Genomic DNA, 10,985 nt, shown 5'->3' on the forward strand with positions numbered 1-10,985 from the left:
GAATGCCCGTAACATACTGGCTTATAAGCAAAAAAGTGCTAAGCTAGGCTTGATGTCGGAATTGACGGGATTAAGCAATGACCAAATCTGAGTTGATAGAGCTGATGGCTGAGCGTCAGCCGCAGTTATCTCACAAGGATATTGAACTGGCTGTGAAGACCATGATTGAGCATATGTCTCAAGTGTTGGCGACTGGCAGCCGGATTGAAATTCGGGGATTTGGTAGCTTCTCTCTGCATTATCGCGAGCCTCGCATGGGCCGTAACCCAAAAACGGGCGAAACGGTTCAGTTACCGGGAAAATATGTTCCACATTTTAAGCCGGGTAAAGAGCTTCGTGAGCGAGTAAACCAGAGTTTGATCTCGAGCTAAGGCAGCGTAGCTAGCCTTCTCTAAACAGAAACGGTATGGTCTTTGGCCATACCGTTTTTTTATGGGTGTCATGTCAGATGCAGATCCTTAAGTCCATCTTCCTGTTGCTGCTCATCGTTGCTGTTATTGCATTTGGACTGCTTTTTAGCATCGAGAACACAGCGTTGGTCCCGCTCAATATCCTCATTATGGAGTTGCCGGAACAGCGTATATCGACTTGGATGATCGCCGCCTTTTTCACCGGCGGTGTCTGTGGGATGTTATCTGCATCGCTGTTAGTGTTGCGCTTGCAGGCGAGCAGAATGCGTTTGCGTCGCAGCTTGCGGCAGCCTTCAACCCCGCCTGTGGAGGCCGGTCCTAGCCGCTAGCAGCAATGGAGCTATTGCTACCCTTTACCTTATTGTTCTTTGCCACAGTGCTGGGTTGGCTGTTGGGGAGGCGGTCGCAGAGTCGTTCGGGGGTCTCGGGAAAAGGTCGTGATGACGCCTATTACCACAGCCTGCGCTTTCTGCTCAGTGAGCAGCCTGGCACCGCTGTTGATGAATTCATTCAGGCCATTGCCGTCAATGAGCAGACCCTGGATACCCATCTTTCCTTGGCGCGATTAATGCGTGGCAAGGGCGAATTGGAAGCGGCTACGCGGATTCACCAGAACCTGTTGGCGCGACCCAACCTTCCCAAAAGTGGCTTGCAGCAGGTGCATCTGGAGCTGGCTAAGGATTACATATCCGCAGGCTTACACGACCGGGCTGAGCGACTATTGCGGGACTTGGTGGCGGAGGCGAGTGAGAACGAGGCCGAGGCACTCGACTACCTCCAGCAAATCTATCAGGCCGAGAAAGACTGGGAAAAGGCGATCGCCGTTGCGAGACGACGCTTGCCCAAGCGTGGTTGGCTACTTAAACAAAAAGCTGACAGCGATCCGCAAGTTTCGGTGGCATTGAGTCACTATTATTGTGAGCTCGCCGACGAACGCGCCTCTGCTGGAGATTGGACTCAGGCGAAATCGATATTGCAAAAAGCGCGGGAGGCCGACGCCGAAAACCCGCGGGCGGCAATGTCATTGGCGAAGTTAGTAATGGACGAACAGCCCGAGTATGCGCTGAATTTATTGCACGCTGTCGCGGAGGGGCAACCCGCTTATGCCAGCGAAATACTGCCTCTGTTTCGCGATGCTTTCAGTCGTCTTGCCGATGCGCCGTCATACTCTCAGGCGCTGCGTGCGCTGGCACAGGTGACGCAGAGCTCTACCTTGCACAACGAGGTGGCGAAAGAATTCGAGAGCCTTGAGGCGGCGCGAGCCTACCTTAAAGACGCGGTGTCTCAGCGGCCGACGATAAAATTACTGTTGGCGCTGCTTGAGCGGGAATTGGACGCAAGCGAATCCGGGCGAGAAATTGTGTCCGAGTTACATAGTTTATGTGCAAGTCGGCCCAGTTATTGTTGTCGACATTGCGGCTTTTCGGGTCGGAAACAACACTGGCTGTGTCCCAGCTGCGAGCAGTGGGGTACTATTGCGCCCATCCGTAGTAGCCAAGGCGATTAACTTTCCATGACCACGCATTCTCCTGTACTGGTTGCACTCGATGTCGCAACGGAAGAAGAGCTTCTTAAACTTGTTGATCAGCTTGACCCCAGCGAGTGTCGCGTCAAGGTGGGTAAAGAGCTGTTTACCCTATTTGGACCGAAGGTCTTGGATATCCTGCACCAACGCGGTTTCGAGGTGTTCCTGGATCTGAAATTCCACGACATTCCCAACACTGTGGCGGCGGCTGTGAGAGCGGCGGCTGAGCGCGGTGTGTGGATGGTCAATGTTCATGCCAGCGGCGGCTCGGCAATGATGAAGGCGGCGCGCGAGGCCTTGCAGCCATATGGTGACAAGGCGCCGATTCTTATTGCGGTGACGGTACTGACATCCATGGGTGAGAATGAGCTGTCAGAGCTGGGCGTCGAGCGCAGCGCCGCTGAGCAAGTGAGCCATCTCGCCCGTTTGGCCCAAGACAGTGGCATGGACGGTGTGGTTTGCTCTGCACAGGAAGCCGAGAAACTCAGAGCAGAGCGTGGGGATGGTTTCTTGCTAGTTACGCCGGGTATTCGCCCCCGCGATAGTGCTAGCGATGATCAGCAACGCATTGCCACGCCGGAGGACGCCGTGCGAATGGGCAGCAACTATTTGGTTGTTGGTCGTCCAATTAGTCGCGCCGCAGAGCCTTTGGCCGCGCTACGTGATATTAACCGAGCACTCGGTGTCTGAGCTCACTCGGACGTCGATCGGTGATAATGCCTTTTCAAATTGAATTACGAATACAGGGAATAGAGCAGTAATGGCGGTAATTGATGTATTTAATGGCGATGCTGACGGACTGTGTGCGCTGGTGCAGTTAAGGTTAGCCGACCCCCAGGAAAGCCAACTCGTCAGCGGTGTTAAGCGGGATATCGCCTTGCTCGATCGAGTAGAGGCTGGTGAGGGGGACCGGGTAACCGTGTTGGACGTGTCGCTTGATAAAAACCGGGAAGGGTTAGCGGCATTGCTGGCCAATGGGGCAGAGGTGTTCTACGTCGACCACCACTTTGCTGGAGATATTCCGGAGCACGCGAAGCTGTCTACAAAAATCAATACTGCTGCAGACGTCTGCACGAGCTTACTGGTAAACGGGCATCTGCAAGGTGAATACGCCCTGTGGGCAATTGTCGGCGCTTATGGCGACAACCTGCGCAAGAGCGCGCAAACCTTGGCTGCACAGCAAAATGTTGCCGAGGCGGACCTCGAAAAACTTGAGAATCTGGGAATTTATCTCAACTACAACGGCTACGGTGCCAGTTTGGATGATCTCCATTTCACACCCACAGAGCTGTTTGCAGAGTTGCTGCCGTTCAGCAATCCCCTCGACTTTATAGCCGATTCGGCAGGCACGTTTAGCAAGCTGGAGTCGGGCTACCACAGTGATATGACCGCCGCCGCGCAATTGCCGCCGGTTCGCAGCAGTGATATTGCGGCGGTTTACGTATTACCTAATGAGCGCTGGGCGCGCCGCGTGAGTGGTGTATACAGCAATGATCTTGTCAACGCTCACCCGGACCGGGCCCATGCAGTGCTCACTGAAAAAGCCGATGGTAACTATCTGGTTAGCATTCGCGCGCCGCTCAACAACAAACGCGGCGCTGATGAGTTTTGCCGTCAATTCCCAACAGGCGGCGGACGAGCCGCGGCAGCGGGGATTAACGACTTGGCGGGTGATACGCTCGAACATTTCTGCGAGCAGTTCGAGACATTCTACCGGAGCCTAGCTGACTAAAATGCTCACCCTGGATGCTTGGCTGACACTGGCAGTGATCGCCGCCTGTTTGACGGCACTGATTTTCAGCCGGCGACCCGCTGACATGGTGCTGTGTGGTGGTGTCACCGTGCTGTTGCTGCTGGGAGTCCTAACGCCTGAAGAGGCACTGGCGGGCATGTCCAATGAGGGTATGGTCACGGTGGGCGTGTTGTTTATTGTTGCCCAAGCCCTGTCAGAGACCGGTGTGGTGAGCTGGATTTCCAACAACGTGCTGGGGCGCCCCAAATCGGCCGGTGCTGCACAGCTGCGTTTGATGACGCCAGTGGCGGTATTTAGCAGTATTTTGAATAACACGCCGGTAGTCGCGATGTTAATCCCCGCGGTGCGGGACTGGGCAAAGCGCAATGGCTTGTCGGCCTCACAATTGATGATGCCGCTGAGTTACGCCGCCATTGTTGGCGGTACCTGTACCCTGGTTGGCACCAGCACCAACTTGGTGGTGAACGGCATGATGCTGCAGGTACTTCCTGAACAAGGACTGGGCATGTTTGAACTGGCCTGGATCGGTGTGCCCTGCACCGTGCTGGTGATTCTTTTCGTGCTGCTATTTTCCCGGCGCCTGTTACCCAATCGAGGTGGTCGCGAAGAGCGGTTTGGCGATACCCGTCAGTACATCGTCGAAATGTTGGTCGAGCCGGGCAGTCCAGTGGTGGGGCAAAGTATTGAGGAGGCTGGCCTTCGTCAGTTGCCCAGTATGTTCCTCGTTGAAATTGTTCGGGCTCAGCAGATCCTCACAGCGGTTTCTCCAAGCGAAAAGCTATTGGCCGGTGATCAATTGGTTTTCGCCGGTGACGTTCGCTCTGTGGTGGAGCTGAAAAATATACATGGCTTAAAGCTGGCCGAGGAGCAGGTCTTTAAGCTTGAGGCCGGCAATCTAAACCGCTGCTTGGTTGAGGTGGTGATTTCGCACAACTTCCCTCAACTGGGGCGGCGTGTGCGCGATATGCGTTTTCGCAACCATTATGGCGCGGTCATTATCGCGGTGTCCCGCAATGGCGAGCAACTAAAGGGAAAGTTGGGGGATATCGAGCTGGAGGCGGGCGATACCCTCTTGCTCGAAGCCCATGAGGACTTTGTTAGCAACCAGCGTTATTCGCGCGATTTTCTGTTGGTGAGTGCCATTGAAAATTCTCGCCCTGTCCGTCATGAACATCGCCTGCGTGCATCACTGATACTGTTGGGGATGGTGCTCAGTGTTGCATTCGGTTGGTTATCCATGCTCAAGGCGGCATTTCTCGCTGCCGGTTTAATGGTGATTACCCGCTGCATTCGCGCCAATGAAGCCCGCCGCAGTGTCGATTGGCAGGTGCTATTGGTAATCGCCTCTTCGATTGCTTTGGGTGGGGCGATGGAGAAAACCGGCGCGGCGTCAGCCATAGCGGAAGGCCTCGTTAACATCGCTGCGGGTTCGCCGGTCGCGACATTGGCGGCGATTTTTCTCGTGACAGCGTTGTTCTCTGCGGTGATTTCCAATCTTGCTGCGGCCGTTATCGTGTTCCCCATCGCCCTGGCGGCCAGTCAGCAGCTAGAGGTCAGTCTATTACCTTTTGCGGTAACCTTGATGATGGCCGCATCGGCGAGTTTTGCCACGCCGATTGGCTATCAAACTAACCTGATGGTGTACGGCCCTGGGAACTATCGCTTTACCGATTTTTTCAAAATGGGGGTGCCGTTAACGGCACTGGTAGGCGCAATGACGCTGCTGATCGTCCCACTCGTCTGGCCGTTTTAATCGCTGTTCAGCGCTGACAGTATCGCTCAGTAACGCCCGTAACGTTGTTGTTTTGCTCGAGTGTACGATGGTCGGTCACGGCAACGGCGACATCAATATTCGTGAAGCCATTTTGTACCAGTAGCTGGCAGGCCGCTTTGGCAAGGCTTTTGGCTTTGATGCGCTCGGTATTCGCGCTGAGCATCAGCCGGTTGTAGCGAAGCCATACGGCCTTGTGAGTAGCAAAGGCCGGGGTATTTTCAAAGTAACGTTGCATCGCCGTATGGCCGTCGCTAAAGGTGGGCTCTGCCATTCCTGAATACGGCAGAAGCAGCGCCATCGTTATTATCAGATATTTCATTCCTACCTCAGCAACCCATTGCCAGGGGCAGTGTACCGCGTTAGTGCCTGAACCGGGAGCCTCCACAGCGGAGACTAGTTTGAGGCTGCTATGGCATTGATTGCTTTTATTGTGTCGTTATACTGATCCCCACCACTGAACAATAACAATAAACCGTTGTGGAGTGACTATGTCTCCAAGATTGCTATCGGCCGTGCAAGGCTTGGCCTGCGCCGCTATTTTGTTTCCTCTGTCATTTAGCTCGCATTCCGCGACCTTGGAAGAGGTCATCGTGACAGCGCAGCTGCGAGAGCAGAGCCTTCAAGATGTGCCTGTTTCTGTCAATGCGGTATCCGGCGAGAAACTGTTGGAGGCAGGGTTGAATAAGATTCAAGACCTCCAAGCCTATGTGCCAAATCTGACCATGTCAGAGAACGGTATTGGCACAGCCATATATATTCGCGGTATCGGCTCTGGAATTAATCAGGGGTTTGAACAGTCGGTGGGCATGTATGTGGATGGCGTTTATTACGGCCGCGCCCAGTTAGCGAGAGCGCCGTTTTTGGACCTTGCCCGCGTTGAAGTGCTGCGAGGCCCGCAGAATATCCTGTACGGAAAAAACAGTATTGCCGGGGCGATTAGCATTATCACAGCCAGCCCGGGAGACGAATTCGAGGGTTTTGTGTCGGCGGTCTACGAGCCGGAGTTTGATGAGGAGGTTATCGATCTTGCCCTGTCCGGGCCCATCAGTGACGCGATAGGCTTGCGCTTTGCAGCGCGAAAACGCGAGTTTGGTGGGTATATAGAAAATCTCACCTTGGGTCGAGACGAGCCTAACTATTCAGAAGAAACCGTCCGCCTCAAAGTACTTTGGGAAGCCTCAGACGAGCTGAGCCTGAGTGCGAAAATTGAGATTGGTAGTTTTGATGTGCTCGGCCGCCAAGTGGAGATCATTAACGATCAGCCTTCCGAAAGCACTAATCCGTTGTTTACCGGGCGTACTTACGCCGAGATAGCCGATAGCACCCAAGTACCGGGAGTGTTGGATATCGATAGTCACGACTCTGTACGCAATAACTTTCAGGACTTTAAGCGCTCTTCAAACGGTGACTACAGCAACAACGACACCATCAATGTGACTGTTAACGCCGATTGGTTTCGCGGTGGCCATCAGTTTACTGCGACGACGGCCTACGTTGCCTATGAATACGACGATCTCTGCGACTGTGACTTTACCGCCGCCGAGGGCTTTAAGCTGGTACTACAGGAAGACTATGAGCAGTTCAGTCAGGAGTTTCGTTGGATGTCCCCCATCGACGGCAACTGGGAATACATCGCTGGCTTGTATTTTCAGAAGAACTCGCTGTATTTTTTCGACAGCATCGTCGTTGACTCAGACCTGATCGTGCAACTGCTCAACGCTGCTGATGCCACAGAAGGGGGCGCGCGGGGTGATCGCGACCCAAATCCCTTGGGTGGCTCGCCGGAGGAAATTCTCGGCATTGGTGATGCCGGTAATGCGATAGCGGGTTTAACCTCGCCGCGTGATTTTAACAGCGACTCCCTGCTGGGCTCCGGCTTTATGCAAGCGACCTGGAAGCTGCGCGACGACCTGCGCTTAACGTTTGGTGGGCGATACACCTATGAGCGCAAGACTGGTAGCCGCGAGTTTCGCTTCGGCAACCTGGACTATAGCGACCGCCCTCTTGGCGAGACCGATACCGTTGCCGCGATCAGCTTTGCCGCCGAGTGCCACGACCTCAGCGGCAAGCGAACGGAGTCCCAGCTATCGCCGTCACTTAACCTCCAGTACGACGTCACCCCGGATGTGATGACCTACATCACCTGGAGCCGGGGCTTCAAATCTGGTGGATACGACGCTCGTTCCAACGCCTCGCCAAGTGCAGAGCCGGTTCCGCGCAACCCCAATGCTCCGGCGGATACGAGTCCTCGTCCGGTATTGATTGGTACCTTTGAGTACGAAGAAGAAGAGTCGGAAAGTATTGAGCTTGGCGCAAAAATGTCACTGTTTGACGGCGCCGCAGAGTTTAATATCGCATTGTTCAATACCCGCTACGACAACCTTCAAGTCAGCATCTTTGACGGCACACTCGGCTTTAATGTCGGCAATGCCGCCAGTGCGGTAACTCAGGGTATAGAGCTCGACGGGCGCTGGCAGGTGACCGAGACTCTGATTTTGGCCGGCGCTCTCGCACTGCTTGATTTCGAGTTTGAAGACTACGAAAACGGTCAGTGTTTGGCGGGCCAGGCTCCCACCGCTGCTGATGGTATTAACTGTGATTACAGCGGCATGACTAACCAGTACGTTGCCGATTGGGCTGGCAATCTGCTAGCGGTATGGCGGGTGCCCATCAGCGATACGCTGGGTATGGCAATTAGCCTGGACGCGATATTTACCGACGACTACAACCCGGCGCAAAACCTCGATCCTGCAGTAGACCAAGAGGGCTATGTGAAATGGAATGGGCGCATTGGTATTGGCGCTATTGATGAAACCTGGGATGTCGCTCTCGTGGGTAAAAACCTCACGGATGAAACCGTTATTACCTATGCCAGCGATACCCCCACGTCCTACACGATATTCGGTTCAAAGGGGCACTACGCCTTTCTCGAATCACCCCGCAGCATTGCCTTGCAGGCGAATTATCATTGGTGAGGGAGGCATAAACAGCGGGCAACAAAAAAGGGCTACATCTTTCGATGTAGCCCTTTTACTTGTTTGGCTCCGCCTGCTGGGCTCGAACCAGCGACCCAATGATTAACAGTCATTTGCTCTACCAACTGAGCTAAGGCGGAATAGCTGTCTCAACAGCTGAGGCCGCGCATATTAAAGGCCATTCTTTGGGGCGTCAAGCTTTTGGCCAAGAAAATTTTAAAAAGCATTTTTTCTAGCGTTTTCCTCTGCTTAGCCATCGCTTGAACGCGCTTCTGCGTACTCCCTCCACAATGGTGTAAACTGGCCGCTTTGCCAGCAATTCCAGTGTCGAGGAGAGTTATGGCTAAGCCCTTTCAAGTTGTTTCCAAGTTTGCTCCGGCCGGAGATCAGCCTTCTGCAATTAAGGGCTTGGTGGAAGGGGTGAACGCGGGTCTGCATGCGCAGACGCTGCTGGGGGTAACCGGTTCGGGTAAAACCTTCACCATTGCAAATGTGGTGGAACAACTGCAGCGGCCGACTATCGTAATGGCGCCCAATAAAACCCTTGCGGCTCAGCTTTACGGCGAGTTTAAAGAGTTTTTCCCGAATAATGCGGTGGAGTATTTCGTATCCTACTACGATTACTACCAGCCCGAAGCCTATGTGCCGGCGTCAGACACGTTCATAGAGAAAGACGCGTCGGTAAACGACCATATTGAACAAATGCGTTTGTCGGCGACAAAGGCGCTGATGGAGCGTTCCGATGCCATTATTGTGTCGTCGGTATCATCGATCTACGGCCTGGGGGACCCCGAGCTGTATTTTAAAATGGTGCTTCACCTAGTGCGTGGTGAACGTATCGACCAGCGCAAGCTGCTGCGCCGCCTTGCCGAGTTGCAATACACCCGCAACGATATGGCTTTCCAGCGCGGCACCTACCGCGTTCGGGGCGATGTGATTGATATTTTTCCTGCCGAGAGTGAAAAGGATGCGGTGCGGGTCGAATTGTTTGACGACGAGATCGACAGCATCAGCGGTTTTGATCCGCTGACGGGCGAGTCTTACGGCAAGATGCCGCGGGTCACTATTTACCCAAAAAGCCACTATGTAACGCCGCGGGAAACGCTGCTGTCTGCAGTGGATAAAATCGAGCTAGAGCTTAAGGACCGTTTGGAACAACTGCGCAGTAATGAGTTGCTCGTCGAGGCGCAGCGCTTGGAGCAGCGCACCCGCTACGACCTGGAGATGATTCGCGAGCTGGGCTATTGCAACGGCATCGAAAACTACTCTCGGTATTTGTCTGGCAGAGAGCCAGGGGCGGCGCCGCCAACCTTGTTTGATTATTTGCCTGAAAATGCCTTGGTCGTCATCGATGAGTCTCACGTGACCATTCCACAAATTGGCGCGATGTACAAAGGTGACCGCTCCCGTAAAGAAACGCTGGTGCAGTACGGTTTCCGGCTGCCGTCGGCGCTGGATAATCGACCGATGCGCTTTGAGGAGTGGGAGCGCCTTGTGCCGCAGTTAATTCTGGTGTCAGCAACACCAGGGCCTTATGAAGAAGAGCACGCGGCGCGTGTCGTTGAGCAAGTCGTGCGCCCCACAGGGCTGGTTGACCCCGCGGTTGAGGTCCGTCCGGCCAGTACCCAGGTTGATGATCTGCTGTCAGAAATCAACGTGAGGGTGGAAAAGAAAGAGCGGGTGTTGGTCACTACCCTGACCAAACGCATGGCCGAGGACTTATCTGAGTACCTCGATGAGCATGATATTCGCTGCCGGTATTTGCACTCCGACATCGACACGGTCGAGCGCGTAGAGATCATCCGGGATTTACGCCTCGGCAAATTCGACGTGCTTGTCGGCATCAATTTGCTGCGAGAGGGTTTGGACATGCCGGAAGTGTCGCTGGTGGCGATACTCGATGCAGACAAAGAGGGCTTTCTGCGCTCTGAGCGCTCTTTAATACAGACAATTGGCCGCGCGGCGCGAAACTTGAACGGCAAGGCAATTTTGTACGGCGATAATATTACCGGATCCATGCGCCGCGCTATTGACGAGACCGAGCGCCGTCGCGAGAAGCAGCTTGCCCACAACGAGGCGCACGGCATTGTGCCCAAAGGCGTGCACAAATCCGTTGAGGATATTTTAGAAGCGGCGGCGGCGCCGGGGTCAAAAGCCAATCGTCGTGGGCGTGACCAGCGCAAAGCAGCAGAGCCCGCCGGTGATTATCTGCTCGATGCAGAGAGCCTGGCGCCGAATGAGCTAGCGAAAATGCTTAAAACGATGGAACAGCAGATGCAGGAACACGCTAAAAACCTCGAGTTTGAAGCGGCGGCCAAACTGCGCGACAAGCTTCACGAGATTAAGGAGCGCATGTTTATTAGCTAATTGGCGGCTGGGCTTGTCTTCCCCGAATTGCCTGCTTATAATGCGCGGCTCTCAACAATACGACCGTAGCTCAGTTGGTTAGAGCACCACCTTGACATGGTGGGGGTCGGTGGTTCGAATCCACTCGGTCGTACCAATTCTTTATTAAAATCAGTGTGTTAATAGCGCCCGCCTTGGCGGT

9 protein-coding genes and 2 tRNA genes are annotated in these 10,985 nt (G+C 54.3%); 9 read left to right on the top strand and 2 right to left on the bottom strand.

The window, feature by feature from the left end:
- Positions 1-77 precede the first annotated feature (77 nt).
- The 6 genes from HNR64_RS14035 to HNR64_RS14060 all read left to right on the top strand — a co-directional run bounded on the left by HNR64_RS14035 (position 78) and on the right by HNR64_RS14060 (position 5,441).
- Positions 78-371 carry an integration host factor subunit beta gene (locus tag HNR64_RS14035; RefSeq protein ID WP_027872800.1) on the top strand — a complete coding sequence of 98 codons (294 nt, stop codon included), beginning with the start codon at positions 78-80 and terminating at the stop codon, positions 369-371.
- A gap of 77 nt (positions 372-448) precedes the next feature.
- Entirely contained in the window at positions 449-739 is a 291-nt protein-coding gene (locus HNR64_RS14040; RefSeq protein ID WP_204997051.1) for a lipopolysaccharide assembly protein LapA domain-containing protein, read from the top strand.
- Positions 740-744: 5 nt separating this feature from the next.
- A complete protein-coding gene (locus HNR64_RS14045) occupies positions 745-1,917 on the top strand; it encodes a lipopolysaccharide assembly protein LapB (protein ID WP_204997052.1) in 1,173 nt (390 codons plus the stop codon).
- A gap of 6 nt (positions 1,918-1,923) precedes the next feature.
- Entirely contained in the window at positions 1,924-2,625 is a 702-nt protein-coding gene (pyrF, locus tag HNR64_RS14050) for an orotidine-5'-phosphate decarboxylase (RefSeq protein ID WP_204997053.1), read from the top strand.
- Positions 2,626-2,695: 70 nt separating this feature from the next.
- Positions 2,696-3,667, top strand: a complete 972-nt coding sequence (locus tag HNR64_RS14055; protein WP_204997054.1) for a DHH family phosphoesterase — start codon at positions 2,696-2,698, stop codon at positions 3,665-3,667.
- A 1-nt stretch (position 3,668) separates the two neighbouring features.
- Positions 3,669-5,441 carry an SLC13 family permease gene (locus HNR64_RS14060; protein WP_204997055.1) on the top strand — a complete coding sequence of 591 codons (1,773 nt, stop codon included), beginning with the start codon at positions 3,669-3,671 and terminating at the stop codon, positions 5,439-5,441.
- A 7-nt stretch (positions 5,442-5,448) separates the two neighbouring features.
- Here HNR64_RS14060 and HNR64_RS14065 read toward each other — a convergent pair whose 3' ends face one another.
- Positions 5,449-5,781: a hypothetical protein gene (locus HNR64_RS14065; protein WP_204997056.1), complete on the bottom strand. Its 333-nt coding sequence runs from the start codon at positions 5,779-5,781 to the stop codon at positions 5,449-5,451.
- Positions 5,782-5,950: 169 nt separating this feature from the next.
- Here HNR64_RS14065 and HNR64_RS14070 point away from each other — a divergent pair, with 169 nt between their 5' ends.
- Complete coding sequence (locus tag HNR64_RS14070; RefSeq protein ID WP_204997057.1) at positions 5,951-8,437, top strand: TonB-dependent receptor; 2,487 nt, start codon at positions 5,951-5,953, stop codon at positions 8,435-8,437.
- A 64-nt stretch (positions 8,438-8,501) separates the two neighbouring features.
- On the opposite strand, the gene HNR64_RS14075 is transcribed toward HNR64_RS14070, so the two are convergent.
- Positions 8,502-8,577, bottom strand: a tRNA-Asn gene (locus HNR64_RS14075).
- Between the two features lie 199 nt (positions 8,578-8,776).
- On the opposite strand from HNR64_RS14075, the gene uvrB reads away from it, so the two are divergent.
- Positions 8,777-10,804 carry an excinuclease ABC subunit UvrB gene (uvrB, locus tag HNR64_RS14080; protein WP_204997058.1) on the top strand — a complete coding sequence of 676 codons (2,028 nt, stop codon included), beginning with the start codon at positions 8,777-8,779 and terminating at the stop codon, positions 10,802-10,804.
- A 59-nt stretch (positions 10,805-10,863) separates the two neighbouring features.
- Positions 10,864-10,940 (top strand) — tRNA-Val (locus tag HNR64_RS14085).
- Positions 10,941-10,985: the final 45 nt, after the last annotated feature.

Source organism: Spongiibacter marinus, from assembly GCF_016906995.1.
Lineage (GTDB): Bacteria > Pseudomonadota > Gammaproteobacteria > Pseudomonadales > Spongiibacteraceae > Spongiibacter > Spongiibacter marinus.